A 13938-nucleotide genomic window follows, 5' to 3' on the forward strand; every position below is an offset into this window, starting at 1 on the left:
CGCGCGGCAGCGGGCCCGGGTACTCAGCGCAACATTTTCCTCAGCTTGTAAAGCTGCTCCAGCGCCTCGCGGGGGGCCAGGTCGTCCGGGTCGAGCGCGCGCAGCGCCTCTTCCACCGGCGACGGCAGCGGCGGCGCGAACAAACCCATCTGCGGCGCCGCCGCGGGCGGTGCCGCTACCGCCTTGGTGACTTCGTGGCCTTGTTCCAACGCGGCCAGGTAACGCCGTGCATCGGCAATCACGCTCTTCGGAAGCCCGGCCAGTGCGGCCACCTGCAGGCCGAAGCTGCGATTGGCCGGACCATCCTTCACGGTATGCATGAAGACCAGCTGGTCGCCGTATTCGACCGCGTCGAGGTGCACGTTGGCGATCGTCCGATACTCGCCGGCGAGTTCGGTCAGCTCGAAGTAATGCGTGGCGAACAGGGTGAACGCGCAACTGGTGGCCGCCAGGTGCACCGCCGCGGCCCGTGCGAGCGACAGACCGTCGTACGTGCTGGTACCACGACCGACCTCATCCATGAGAACCAGGCTGCAGTCCGTGGCGTTGTGCAGGATGTTCGCGGTCTCGCTCATCTCCACCATGAACGTCGACTGCCCGCGCGACAGGTCGTCGCCCGCGCCGATGCGAGTGAAGATGCGATCGATCGGTCCGATGGTCGCGGCCGACGCCGGCACGTAGCTACCGACGTGCGCGAGCAGGACGATCAGCGCGTTCTGCCGCATGTAGGTGGACTTGCCGCCCATGTTCGGCCCGGTGATGACCAGCATGCGACGGCTCTTGTCGAGCACGAGGTCATTGGGTTCAAACGGTTCCTCACGAACCTTCTCGACGACCGGATGGCGCCCGCGTTCGATGCGAATGCCAGGCGCGTCGGTCAGTTGCGGCGCGGTCCAGTCCAGCGCTTCGGCACGCTCGGCGAGATTCGCCAGCACGTCGAGTTCGGCCATCGCCGCCGCGGCGACCTTCAATTCAGGCAGGCGTTCGATCAGCTTGTCCAGGAGCAGTTCGTACAGCGCGCGCTCGCGCATCAGCGAACGTTCCTTGGCGGAGAGGACCTTGTCCTCGAACTGCTTCAGTTCCTCCGTGATGTAGCGCTCGGCGTTCTTCGTCGTCTGGCGACGCGTGTAATGCTGCGGCGCCTTTTCCGACTGCGCCTTGCTGATCTCGATGTAATAACCGTGCACGCGGTTATAGCCGACCTTCAGCGTCGGGATACCGCTGGCGGCCTTCTCGCGCTCTTCCATGTCGACCAGGAACTGGTCGGCGTTCGTGGAGAGGCGGCGCAGTTCGTCCAGCTCCTCGTCATAGCCTTCGGCGAGCACGCCGCCGTCGCGCAGCAGGACGGGCGGCTGGGGGACGATAGCCGCGGCGAGCAGCGCGGCGGTGTCGGCATGGTCGCCGATGCGCTGCACGAGACCGTGGAGGAGCGGGCTATCGAGACCTTCGATGTCCTCTCGCAGGGCCGGCGCCGCGGCGAGTCCATCACGCAGCGTGGAAAGGTCGCGCGGACGTGCCGATCGCAGGGCGACGCGGGCCAGGATGCGCTCGAGGTCGCCGACGCCGCGTAGCCGTTCGCGGAGGGTCACGTGACGGCGTGAGTCGATCAGGCTGCCGATCGCCTGGTGACGGCCGCGCAGCACCTGGCGATCGCGCAAGGGGCGGTTGAGCCAGCGGCGCATGAGGCGCGCGCCCATCGGTGTCACCGTCTCGTCGAGCACGCCGAGCAAGGTGTTCTCGACATTGCCGCTCTGGTGCGTGTCGATCTCGAGGTTGCGGCGCGTGGCGGCGTCCATCGCGATTGTCTCGCCCGCGTTCTCCACGGCCATGCCCGTGAGATGGGGCAGGGCGCTCTTCTGCGTTTCTTCTACATAGCCGAGCAGGCAACCCGCCGCGGCGATCGCCAGCGGCATGCCGTCCACGCCGAAGCCGAGCAGGTCGCGCGTCTTGAAGAATCGGCACAGCTCCCGGGTGGCGGCGTCGCCGTCGAAGTGCCAGGGCTGGCGCTTGCGCAAGCCGGGAAGTGTCGAGACGAGCTTTGGCCAGGCCACGTCCTCGCCGACCAGCGTCTCCGCCGGCTGCAGGCGGGCGAGTTCGGCCGCGAGGCCTTCGGCCGTGGCCACCTCGGTCAGCAGGAAGCGACCCGTGGACAGGTCGACCCAGGCCAGACCGTAGCCTTTCGGGCCCGCGGCGATAGAGAGCAACAGGTTGTCCCGGCGCTCTTCCATCAGCGCCGCGTCGGTCACCGTGCCGGGGGTAACGATCCGGACAACTTCGCGCTTTACGGGCCCCTTGGACGTGGCCGGGTCGCCGATCTGCTCGCACAGGGCCACGGATTCGCCCAGCTTCACCAGGCGGGCCAGGTAGTTTTCGACGGCGTGGTAGGGCACGCCAGCCATCGGAATCGGCGCACCGGCCGACTGGCCACGCTGGGTCAGGGTGATGTCCAGCAGGCGGGCCGCCTTGCGCGCGTCGTCGTAGAACAGCTCGTAGAAGTCGCCCATCCGGAAGAACAGCAGGATGTCCGGGTGCTCCGCCTTCGCCGCCAGGTACTGGCGCATAAAAGGGGTGTGCCCGGCCGCGGCCGAGATGTCTTCTGCCAAAGCCATGATTTTCCGAGGTTCCGTGCCGAAGGCGTGCCACCTGTGGCACGCCGGTCGGACATGATAACGGATGGCCCGCGGCGCCGGCCGGGGCGCCGGTCCGGGCGCCGGGCCGTCAGGCCGCGACCGATGCACGGTTTTTTTCACAAAGGGCTGATACCGTTTTCGGAAAGCGGCTCCGGACCGTTGACGACACAGGAGTTCCAATGCTCGGCAGGCGAATGGACGAGGGACGGGCGAACGCCCGCATACGATGGGTGGCCGCCATGGTCCTGGGCCTGGCTTTTTCGGCGGGTGTCGCGGCACAGGACGCGGGGTCGACCGGTTACGACACGCAGGATGCGCGGCTCAATGCGGCCTACAAGGCGCTCTCGGCGTCACTCGATAACGCCGGCCGCAATGCCCTGCGGGACGAAGAGCGGCAGTGGATTGCCGGCCGGGACCAAGCCTGTGGCGTCACGCCCGGCGCGGTCGTAAAGAACACCTGCACCACGACGCAAACGAGTTTCCGGGCCGACGAGCTTGAGAAACGCGTGCGCGGAGCGACGACGCCGCCCGCAAAGCAGGGCGCTGCGGCCATCGCGGGCGACTGGGGTTATCGAACCGAATGCAACCTGGGCCACTTCGTCCAACTGCACGTCTCTTCACTCGGCGCCGCGCCGGAAGGCACGTGGTCGGACGGTAACCACTCGATGGGAAGCTCCGGTCGCTTCAAGGGCGAGTGGCGCGACGGAAAGCTGTATCTCCGCTTCTGCGCCGACGAAACGGAACGGGACGGTTATCCCGCCTGTCCGGCCTTCGGAAACGTCGACGGATACGTCGTGCCGGAGGGCAAGCGGCTCGCCTGGTATCACGCCGATAGCAGTAAGTACGTCTCGCTGGACCGCGTGGCGAAAGGCGGCAAGGCGCCGCTGGACAAGCAGTGCAAGGACGACATGTAACAGCGACCATCGACCAGGAGTTGCAACATGCCAGGATTGACTGATAACGAAGCGCGCGCGCTGTCCTATTTCGCCATCGGCGTGAGTTCGGAAGGGGGCGATGTCGCCTACCGGCTGAGCTTCGCAGGGAACATCCGCGACGATGCCCAGGGGCATCCCAGGATGCATCCGATCGGCAACAGCGGTTTCTCCATCGGAACCCTGCAGACCGACCTCGGCCAGCACCCGGAAGTCGCGACCGACTTGACCGACGCCTATCAGGCGTGGGCCCGTACCGCGCACCCCGACTGGTCACTGAGCGCGGGGCAGCGTACGCAGACGATCGCCGACCTCGGCCGCACCGGACACCAGATCGAGGCCCAGCATGGTCGCCCCCTCGACGCCACCGTGAAGTCGCACCTCGATGCCTTCATGGCCAGCGATGCCGGCGTCGATTTCGTCCATCGGCACGACACGGCCCAGGTGGACCGGCTGATGATGAATGCCATCGCGCCGCTGCGGCAGACGGCTTTGTACCAGCACGCCTCGGAACAGGATCAGGCTCGCCTCATCACGATGACGGCCAAGCTGTACAACCAGAGCGAAACCTACGGGAATCGCCTGATCGGTCAACTCCAGCAGGGCGAACACCACAGCGTGGAAGATGTGCGGCGGTCCATCGACCGTTATCCGGATTACGTCACCGACGGCCGCGACCACGCGCTTGCCGGGGCGTCGCTGTTCAATGATCTGCGCGTCACGGCCGCCGACCATCCGCTCCGTCCGGCGTGGAATACGGTGTTGAACGACCCCCTCGTGAACCCGACCCGTTTGGGTAACGATCCGACGCATCCGAACCTGCCGCACGAGTACGCGGCAATCCGCGACGCGTTCACCGATCCCGCACATGCGCGCCCGATGGTGCAGGCACTGGGGCAGGGGGGCTCCTATGCGGAGACGGCCAATCATCGCGGCTTCTATGCCGAAGGTCGTGACCTGGTGACCTGGGACCGGTCCGGGCACGGTGAGGCCCTGGTCAACGGTCAATGGCGTTCCGTGAACAGCCGGGACGTGTCCACGCATGTCAATGCGGACCACACGCTTGACGTCAACTTGCGCAACAACGGCACGAATGAGCGGTTGCTGCATGTGACGCATCCCGGCCGTGTGCGCGGCACGGCTCCCACCCATGCCACCGGCGATCACGTGCAACATCCGGGTACGTTGCGCGAGCACGACCATGCGCCTGCAATCGGGGACCTGCAACGCCAGCTCGCGCAGTTGGGCTACAAGGGTGCCGACGGCCGTCTGCTGCGGCCTGACAATGACTTTGGCGCGAATACAACCGCCGCGGTCAAGGCATTCCAGCGCGACCATGCCCTTGGTGACGACGGCATCGTGGGGACGAAGACCTTGGAAGCCTTGAATCGGGCGGTGCAGCCACGGCAGCCTGGACTGGACGATGCCGCCCATCCCGGCAATGCGATGTTTCGCCAAGCGCTCACTGGTGTGCATGCAGTCGATGCGCAGCAGGGCCGGACGCCCGACCAGTTGAGTCAGAACCTCGCGGCGTCACTGGCCGCGGCGGCTCACGCCCAGGGAATCTCCCGGATCGACCACGTGGTGTTGAGCGACGACGCCCGTCGTGCCTATGCGGTGCAGGGCGAACTCAACTCGCCGTTCAAGCAAATCGCGGAGGTCGATGTCAGCCAGTCGGTTGGCAAGACGATGGCGCAAAGCAGTGCGGAATGGCAGCAGCCGCCCGTGCCGGCGCAACAGCCGGCGCAGACGCAGCAGCAACAGCAGCCGGAGATGCATCGGTAAGGGATGTAGTGCTGAGTTTTCCCGAGCTTTAAACGGCCAACGGCGGCACGCTCACCTTGGGCATGAGGCGCGACGTAAAGTAGCGATCGTTGTAATAGCGAATCTTCTCGCACATCACGGGATGGGGGATGCCCTCGTAAAGGAAGACTTCTTTCTCCGTCCCCATCGCCTTCAGTTCCTGCGGAAGCATCAGCGCACGCTTCTCTTCCGAGTGGCTCTTCGATACATCGCCCTTCTTGCTCTTGGTGATGTTCTCGCGACGTACCGTTGTATAGCCCAGCATGTCGGAATAGTCGTTGGCGTCCTGCTGCTCCCGTGGCGCGTAGACGATCTGCAGCGCGTGGTTGGTGATGACCGTGCGCGAGACGTCCTTGCCATAGGTCGCATCGAGCTGGGCCATGCTCTGGATGATGGGTAGCAGGCGGATGTTGTAACCCGCCATGTACGACACGGCCGAGGCGATGATCTCCACCTTGCCGATCGAGGTGAATTCGTCCATCAGCAACAGGCACTGGTGCTTCAGTGACGCGTCATTCTGCGGCAGCACCTTGGTGTTGAGGTTGATCAGCTGGCTGAAGAACAGGTTCACGATCAGGCGGCTCTCGGCCAGCTTGTTCGGTTGGATGCCGATGTAGATCGTCATCTTCTTCTTGCGCACATCCGTGAGCAGAAAATCGTCTTCGCTCGTCGCGGCGTCCAGGACCGGGTTGATCCAGGCGTTCAGCGGTTCCTTGAAGGTGCCGAGGATGGAGGCGAAGGTCTCGTTGGCCTGGGAAAGCAGGTTGGCGAAGGCGGATTGAGCGTTGGCGCTGAGGCAGGGCTCTTTCGACAGCCGCGTGTAGAGTTCGCGCAGGTCGGTGCCATCGCCGGAGGACAGGCGATAGATCATGCCCAGTGTCGGTTTGTTCCGGATGATTTCCGGGCGTCCTTTCGCCTCGTCATCGTCCCATTTCTCGCACAGGTAAAGCGAGAAGGCCATGAATGCGTTGCGGGCCTGGCTGACCCAGAATTTCTGGTCGTCCGAGACGTCCGGATAAAGCATCGTCGCAATGCTCATCAGGTCGGAGACGCGGAAGGCGGGATCCTTGGAGACGTAACTCAGCGGGTTCCACCGGTGCGTGCGGCGGTCCTCGGCAAATGGGTTGAACAGGTAGATCTCCTGTCCCTGCGAAGCGCGCCAACCGCTGGTGAGGTCGAAGTTCTCCTGCTTGATGTCCAGGACGACTACCGATTCCTGGTAATCGAGAAGGTTCGGGATCACCACGCCGACGCCCTTGCCCGAGCGGGTGGGGGCGGCGAGGATCACGAATTGTTGGCCGGGGAGGCGGACGAGCTTGCCCTTGAACTTGCCTACCAGAATGCCGTTCGAGGAAGAGGAGAGCATCTTCTGCTTGCGCAGGTCTGACGTGGTGGCGAACCGGGCATCGCCATGCATCGATGGCTTGCTGCGCTTCAACAGAAAATAGAGAAAGACGAGCCACAGCAGCAGCGGCAGACCAAAGCCCATCGCGCCCGCCAACTTGATCTTCCATGCATAGGGTTGGTACTGCTCGAGTCCGAGTGAAAGCGCTCGCACGTAATCGACATAGGTACTGAGCTTCAAGAAGCCTTTGCCAACCCTCAGGAAAAGAAGGGTGAGATAACCTGAAAACACCTCGCCGACGATGAGCGTGGCAACGAAGGTGCCCGACGCCCAATATCCCCTGGTCCTAGTCATGCCGCGCTACCTTCCTTTCTCGCTTTCGTTTTGGGCTCAGAGACCTTGTGAGGGTTGTGTCTGCTCGGGCGTTTGCGCCCGGACGGTCTGCGACTGCCGCGTTTGGTCGGCAAGGCGTTGCCACGCCTCGGTACTCTCGGCGACAGGTGTGCGGACCGCGGCCTCGGTCGATACTTCGGTCACTCGCTTCAGGGGTGAGTCGAGGTTGCCCTGTACACCGTATGTGCGAGTCGCATCGTCACTCAGAACGGCGCGATCGATGCTGTTCAGTCCGTCGCGCCGGGCGGCGACGGTCAGGGAAGCGGCGAGGTTGTCGCTGGAAACATCCGGAGCGCGCCGCCTTTCTCTATCAAGGGCATGGACCGCGGTCTGGGCCTGTGTGAATAGCGCATGGTCGGGATGTCCGGTTTCGTTCAGCGCCGCCGTGGGCTTTTCATGCTCGAACCACGACCTGGGATGAGTCAGGCTGTGCCAAGCGTGCGACGCCCTATCCTCGATGGCGCGGGCACCGTCTCCGAGCGTGTGGCCGAGGTGCCGCACATCCTCTTTCAGATGATCGAAGCCTTCGCGAACTTCATGCGCCACGTATTCGACACCCCGTTCCACGGCAACAACGCCTTCCTGCACGGCTTCGACGACACGATGTTCAAGCGCATCCTTGAGCTCGCCTACCACCTTCGGAATTTCCCAGGATGCCGAGAGACCCATGCGAATATTCCTGACATCGGCTCGATAACGATCGACCATGCCTTCATGCGCGCGGTATCGGGACTCATTCTCCGGTTCAATGATCGTGCGACCAAGGAGCTTGCTGTGCGGCACGAAATTGTCGATCGCGTGCGCGTCGAAGTCCGTCGCCTTGATCGGGTTGCGTGGGCTAAGGATGCCGCTGTCGTTGCGATAGCCCGCCCTGGTCAGCGTGTCGATGTCCATTTGCGCCGCGTAGATGCGGACTTCGCCGAAATGTGGGCTCGCTGCGCTCACGAGGTCACCCGCCCGGACGTTGTCGATGACCTGGCTTCCGCCTTCGGGCACGCCTTCGCGTAGGCCTGCGGCGCCATACGCATTGAAAGTTTCACCCTTCAATCCGAATTTCGCCGCGTTGATTTCGGCCAGCGTACCTCCGAGAGAATGCCCGGTAACGGTCACCTGCATCGGCCTGTGGTGCAGGTCGGCCTCCAGTTTCGCTCGCTCGAGAACCCGCTCGGTGAAGACGACGGAGTTATCCGTTTGCAGGTTCAACCCTGTGAGCACCATGCCGGCGTCCACACCGCCGTCTTGAACCGGTTCCCGCTCGAACTCCGTGCCGCGGTAGGCGATGACGATCTCGCCTGTGTCCAAGCGGCGATACGCGGTGGCCTGGAAGCCGGTCAACGGATTGTCCGCGACGTCGAACGCTTCATAGGTGATGCCTCCCAGCTCCTTTGGCTTGTTGAGCACGGGGTCTTGATAGGCATCCTGTGCGAGGAGGGCATAGTCCGTCGAGGAGAGCGTCATGGACGCTTTTCCTCGGCGCGCACAGTGATGGAGAAGGTAGCCCTGGCCTCGTCCTGGTACTGGGCTCGATCCGCCTCGCCCACGTCGATGCGATCCAGTTGCGTCGTGGCATAGGACCTGTTCGAGTAATAGCGTGTCGTGTACTTGCCGTTGAACAAGTCGTCGCGAAAAAGCGGCGCGCTGAAGTCGACCTTCTTGACGAAGAGGTTAGCGCTGGCCGCTACCACCGACCAGTGACAGACCCCCTTGCCGAAGTAGTCCTCGTCCTGGAGGAGGTCCGCAAACATCTCCCCTTTGTAGACGCCATCGCCGGTCCGGGTGAGAGCAATGGGTACGCGCTTTTCGGGCGCTACCGTTGCTCCGGTAACCGGCGTCAGCGGCACGCAGGCTTCGTTCGCGACACGGTAGTCGACCACACCTTCGACGCGATCGAAGGGGCCGGGTGCGCCTTCAACCTGCACCGTGATCTCGTAGCGCATCCGTGGATGGGGATTGAGCTTGACGTCGGGCTTGTTCATGGCGGTACCGTCTGCAAAAGAAATAAGAGGAAGAAGCGAAACGAGCAGGGCAGCGGTGCGATGCATGGTCTCAGGCCCCGGTGTCTTTGGATTTCCGTCCCATCGAGTTGGCTGCGGCCCAGGCAGGCTTTGCGTCGAACTCTGTGTCGGGACGGAGCGCGACTGCCGATCCATGAGTTGCTGCCATTGCCGGACGTGCGTCGTGCAGGCCTCGCCAGACAAGAGCCGAGCGATCGACGCCAAATCCGATCGCAGCAAATGTGCATTTGCTTCGTCGTAGATATCGCGACTCATGATGTTCTCCATCGCGGCGTCTAAAGGAGCGAACTACAGACTCATGGCCGGAGGGGGCGCCACGGGCGGCGAAGCGGCTTGACGTTGGGCCTGTTCAGACGTGGGCTCGGCGGGGAGCGGTTTCGCCAAGGTCGCCGTGCTCTGGTCCACCGGCGTGTTCATCGCCTGCATGGTCGGCACGTCGGCCACGCGCTTGTGCGGTGAATTCGTGTCCCCGGCAACCGCGTACACGCGACTCGCATCGTCGCTCAGTACCACATGATCGATCGTCGTCATGCCTTCCCTTCGCGCCGCCACGGTCAGCGCGGCGGCGAGGTTGTCGCTTTGCTGATCGGGCGTGCGCTGGTGCTGCGCGTCGAGGCGGTGAACCGCGGCGCGGGCCTGCTCGTAGAGTGCATGGTCGGGATGAGACGGATCGTCGAGACGCATCGCGGCGGCCGGTTCCCGATGTGCCGCCGATAGGGAAGCCAGCGTGCTGGGCCCGGCGATGCCGTCGACTTTCAGGTGATGGTCACGCTGGAATGACTCCAGTGCCGAGCGGGTATCGGAGCCGAACCGGCCGTCGGCCCGCAAAGGCCGGTTATGGGAGTTGGTATAGCCCAGCTGCGCGAGGGTCGACTGAAGTTTGCGCACATCCTCGCCGTCGGCACCTTCCCTGAGATTGCGCTGGTGGGACTCTGCGCGATGTGCCGGCGCCGAAGGCACGGGCTGGCCCACCGTGCCTTCGCCGAGGCGCTGCATGACATCTGGCGTGAGCCGCCGTTGCCAGTCGGTGAACCGATGCTCCCGGTCTTCCAGGCCATTGAGTTTGCCGTTGACCGCGAGCGTCGCTGCGCGAACGTCGCCACGGGCGGCCTCGGGCACACGGTTCTCCCAGTACCACACGGCAATGCGTGAAGCATTCTGGGGCTCGGAGGCGAGTTCCGGGTGGCGCACCAGGTCGAGACCGAGCGCTTCACCGGCTTCGCGATAATTCTCCTTGCCGGTCAGCTGGATGTAACCGCGGCCGCGATAGGTCCAGCCGTCACCGGGCTGATCGTTGCCGTTACGCCCGCCGTACATCAACTCGGCGAGTCGCTCGGGGTGTCCCTGCAAGGCCTCGAGCCGGGCGGCCTCGAGCGCCTCCGGGCCTTCGCGCCATGCGGATTTCACGGGAATCTGGGAAATGTTCCGGGTATAGCGGAAGCTTTCCTCGAGCCGGTTCAACCCATTGGACTCGTGCGTGACCTGGGCCATGAAGTTGGCCAGTTCCTTTGGGTCTCTGATGCCGGCCGCATAAGCATCGGCCATGACCTGTGTTTCACGATCAGTCGCCATGTGTAACTCCTGTTTGACTAGCCTGTCGTCGCGTCCCTGCACGTTTTGCCTCGCCTGCCATGGCGAGGCCTTCGAATCAGGGAAGGGTCACTTCCGGAAGGCGCGACGGGTCAAAATCCTTGAAGGAGACATCGCCCAGGTCCTTGGCCGTGAGATCCACCTGCTTTTCCTTACCGGTCTCGCTATCGGATGACTGGCGGACGACGCGGCTGATCAACCAGTCTTTTCGGGCTGTCGACCAGGTGAAGGTGTATTCGTCCGACCAGCGTTCCCGGCTCCCGCCGCCGGTGGCGATGAGGAACTGACCGGGAGCGAGAATGCGCGTGTAGCCAAACGGATCGCCGGCTATTCCGCCGCAGGTGGAGCAAGGCACGATGCGATCGTTCGAGGCGACCTTCCGCAGTTGGCCCGACTGGTCCCGCATCAGGAGGAGCACGGTACGACCGGGTCCTTCCCCGAGCTTCTCATTACCCGTCTTCCGGGGGTCGAGTACCACAACGGTTCCCTGCCGACCATCGCCGGCGAGGTCACCCGACTTGGACTCGAGGACTCGTGCCCCGTCCGTCGCAAACGATTCAAGTTCATCCATCTTCTTTCCTTTGTCCTGCATGGCGGACGTGGTCGACGGTGTTGGACGGGCATAAGGGTTGGTGGCCTGTGCCTGGGCCCATGCGGGGGCGAGCAGCGTCGCGATACACGCGCAGCCGATGCGAAGTATGAGGGTCATGACTAGCGGATTCCTCCTGACAGACGAAGCCAATCGCAATAGGGATGGATAAGCGGAGATCATTCAGGGACCGGTTCCACACATGCGGAGTAATAGACAGAGCAGTTTGTGTCTGGTCTGTTCTTACAGCTTTCCATTGCGGCTGTCTCTGCTTGCAGTTTTGTCGATCGGCTACTCGTTGTAATACGGGTGTCGCCTACCACCATCGCGACACAGCTGTTTTTTGCGGTGATCAGGACGTTGCACGTCGTCCCACCTTGGGAGGTGCAGTCAGCCAAAGCTGATCGCTCGGCTTGATTTTGAGTCGTGCTTTCAGCGGATTTGCCTAGAATAGGCTTCAAGTTATCCACCGCAAGGGAAACCCATCGCGCGGTCCAGCGCGGTCCGACAAAGTTGTCAGCTGCACCCGACTCCGGCGCGCCATTATTTAGAGGCACGCAAGCCCGCCACCCATTTCCCTGTTGTGGGACTTGGCCAGGGGGGCAGCCATTTTCAGCATGAGTTGCACCAGCAAGAATGAGCGTGCCGACGAACAGAGTGAGTTCACGAAAATGCTTCATTGGCCCCTAGCCTGTGATGTTGAGACTTTCACTGTGTCGGGCTGCGCGGTCGGTGTTGTTCCTGTGGTAAGGCGTGGCGTGAACTGCGTATTCGCTCTGTCTCCGCCTAACTGCGGCGATCCTTGGGAGTCCCCACCGGTTACTCTGTGTGCCGACCACGAACCCGGTGGCTGCCCACTCGGCCCGATGCTACTGGCAGCCCCGCCGAATGCCGAGTAAGTAAGGAAGTTGCCCAGGGTACCCTGGAAGAACATGGCCGCCATGGGGGGGACGGAGACGATCAGGGCAGTTAGCAAAAGCCCGATGCCACCCTGCTGCATGGCGATACTGTTGAGACCTTCGGTGCTGCTGCCAAGCAACTTGTTGACGATCTTGGCGCCCCACATTGCCTCATTGATCTTGATGGTAAGTTTCAGGACGATGCTGCATACCACGCTGAGCAGCGCCATCGAGAAGATGGTGCCGATGCCGTACATCAGCCAGCGCCGGAACAAGTCCTTGGTCTGGTCGAAGATCAGGCAGAGGATGAAGAGGGGGCCAAGTCCTATGAACAACGCCATGGCGAACTGATAGAGCAGCAGCATGACGCCTGCGGCCATCGGTGGACTGGCCGTGCCGAAGGCGGCAATCCAGGACGCACGCTGCTTGTTGGCCAACATCTCGGCATCGCTCGGGACGACTTGCACGGAGTTGATCGTGCTCAGTGCGAGCTGGGTCCATGCAAGGTTGCCGTCGATGGAATCCGCCGTCGTCTCGCTGTCGTTGCCGGTGAAGAGGCCATGGACCTCCTTGTCGAGGTCCACGGTGAGGAACGTGTGCAGGCCGGTCCCCGCCACCGCCATCGTGGTGGCGGCGCCAACGATGACCGCGATGCGCCCCATGTTGAGGACCGTCGCCATGAGTGGTTCTCGCGACTGGCCGGTGAGGATGCGGTAGCCCTGGAAAAAGATCCACAACGTGACGAGCACAAGCGCCATTGCGCTGGCCCATGACATCATGCGACCCATAAGGTCCATGCCGAACGTACTGATCTGCTTGTTGAGATAGTCGTAGACCAGCCGGAAGTAAATGTAATCCGTAATATTTGGCATGTTGCCTTATTCCTGAGTGTATGTAGCCAGCCCGGGCAGTCCCTGCGATTCGGGTCAGTTGAATGCGGCCTTGAGCGCAGCGGTGTTCACGACCGTGCCCAGGACACTCGGCGAGCCGGCCATCGCGCGCCGCGAGAGGTTGGCTTGCATCGTGAGCAGCATGTCGATCTGGGCGTCCGCCTGCTTTTGGTTGGATTCCCATTGGGCACGGGCAGTGTTCAGCGTCTGGCCAAATTCGGTGAGCTGCGCGGTGAAATTCGCCGTGTTGCCGCTGGACTGGCCGATCTTGCCGATCAGATCACTCTGAGCCTTGGCCATTTCGGTACCCTTCTCCGCAACGTAGTTGAGGTAGCGGACCGTATCGTTGTACTTCAGATTCTTCGCTTGTACGACCATCGCGCAAATGTCCTGTTGCTGCTGAAGTACATCGCCATTCATGTCCGGGATCAGCTTGTCGAGCGCGGTGTCCAATACGCCGGCGAGGCCTCCTTTTGCAATCCTTCCAGGGCACTCGACATCCACGCCGAAGTTCTCGTCAACCTCCGTGAATTGGTGCTTGAGCGTGAACAGGGTGAAGTTGAGGTGCTGGAGCTTGTTCAACTGGGTCTGCCAGAACGCGGCCTGGTCGGTGTAATGCTGCATCACTTCCTGATAGTGCTGAGCTGTCTCCACCCATCGACCGTACTGGTCATAGAAATTCTTGAGCGAGTTCATGATCGCTGTGTAGTCAATGACCGGCCACCCTGCGCGAGCGGGTTCGCTGTGCATGCTGCAGGTGAGCGTGAGAACCGTGGCGGCCATCGTCTTGAGGAAGTGGCCTCGAATTGTCTTGAGCGAAGTCTTGATGCTCATGATGTCTTCCTGTAGTGA

11 protein-coding genes are annotated in these 13938 nt (G+C 62.7%); 2 read left to right on the forward strand and 9 right to left on the reverse strand.

Annotated features, from left to right (window positions below; all coding sequences use genetic code 11):
• Positions 1-23 precede the first annotated feature (23 nt).
• Positions 24-2609: a DNA mismatch repair protein MutS gene (gene mutS, locus ACQKIE_RS00590; protein WP_427454941.1), complete on the reverse strand. Its 2586-nt coding sequence runs from the start codon at positions 2607-2609 to the stop codon at positions 24-26.
• Between the two features lie 200 nt (positions 2610-2809).
• Between mutS and ACQKIE_RS00595 the strand changes: the two genes are divergently transcribed.
• Both ACQKIE_RS00595 and ACQKIE_RS00600 read left to right on the forward strand, forming a co-directional pair.
• The gene (locus tag ACQKIE_RS00595) at positions 2810-3544 is read left to right on the forward strand and encodes a lysozyme inhibitor LprI family protein (RefSeq protein ID WP_427454942.1); all 735 of its coding nucleotides are present in this window, start codon (positions 2810-2812) and stop codon (positions 3542-3544) included.
• A 27-nt stretch (positions 3545-3571) separates the two neighbouring features.
• Entirely contained in the window at positions 3572-5347 is a 1776-nt protein-coding gene (locus ACQKIE_RS00600; protein ID WP_427454943.1) for an XVIPCD domain-containing protein, read from the forward strand.
• A 28-nt stretch (positions 5348-5375) separates the two neighbouring features.
• On the opposite strand, the gene ACQKIE_RS00605 is transcribed toward ACQKIE_RS00600, so the two are convergent.
• From ACQKIE_RS00605 to ACQKIE_RS00640, 8 genes are read right to left on the reverse strand one after another with little or no spacing between them, the layout of a single operon-like run.
• Positions 5376-7064 (reverse strand): type IV secretory system conjugative DNA transfer family protein, encoded by a 1689-nt coding sequence (locus ACQKIE_RS00605; protein ID WP_427454944.1) that lies wholly within the window; start codon positions 7062-7064, stop codon positions 5376-5378.
• 36 nt (positions 7065-7100) lie between these two features.
• Positions 7101-8561, reverse strand: a complete 1461-nt coding sequence (locus ACQKIE_RS00610; RefSeq protein WP_427454945.1) for an XVIPCD domain-containing protein — start codon at positions 8559-8561, stop codon at positions 7101-7103.
• The gene (locus ACQKIE_RS00615) at positions 8558-9373 is read right to left on the reverse strand and encodes a hypothetical protein (protein WP_427454946.1); all 816 of its coding nucleotides are present in this window, start codon (positions 9371-9373) and stop codon (positions 8558-8560) included. The genes ACQKIE_RS00610 and ACQKIE_RS00615 overlap by 4 nt, the downstream gene beginning before the upstream one ends.
• 33 nt (positions 9374-9406) lie before the next feature.
• Positions 9407-10732, reverse strand: coding sequence for an XVIPCD domain-containing protein (locus ACQKIE_RS00620; RefSeq protein WP_427454947.1), 1326 nt, complete (start codon positions 10730-10732; stop codon positions 9407-9409).
• Between the two features lie 34 nt (positions 10733-10766).
• Complete coding sequence (locus tag ACQKIE_RS00625) at positions 10767-11417, reverse strand: hypothetical protein (protein WP_427454948.1); 651 nt, start codon at positions 11415-11417, stop codon at positions 10767-10769.
• A 59-nt stretch (positions 11418-11476) separates the two neighbouring features.
• Positions 11477-11977, reverse strand: coding sequence for a DUF4189 domain-containing protein (locus ACQKIE_RS00630; RefSeq protein WP_427454949.1), 501 nt, complete (start codon positions 11975-11977; stop codon positions 11477-11479).
• Entirely contained in the window at positions 11974-13068 is a 1095-nt protein-coding gene (locus ACQKIE_RS00635; protein ID WP_427454950.1) for a type IV secretion system protein, read from the reverse strand. The genes ACQKIE_RS00630 and ACQKIE_RS00635 overlap by 4 nt, the downstream gene beginning before the upstream one ends.
• 54 nt (positions 13069-13122) lie before the next feature.
• Positions 13123-13920, reverse strand: a complete 798-nt coding sequence (locus tag ACQKIE_RS00640) for a hypothetical protein (RefSeq protein WP_427454951.1) — start codon at positions 13918-13920, stop codon at positions 13123-13125.
• Positions 13921-13938: the final 18 nt, after the last annotated feature.

This window comes from Luteibacter sp. NPDC031894 (assembly GCF_050273135.1).
Lineage (GTDB): Bacteria > Pseudomonadota > Gammaproteobacteria > Xanthomonadales > Rhodanobacteraceae > Luteibacter.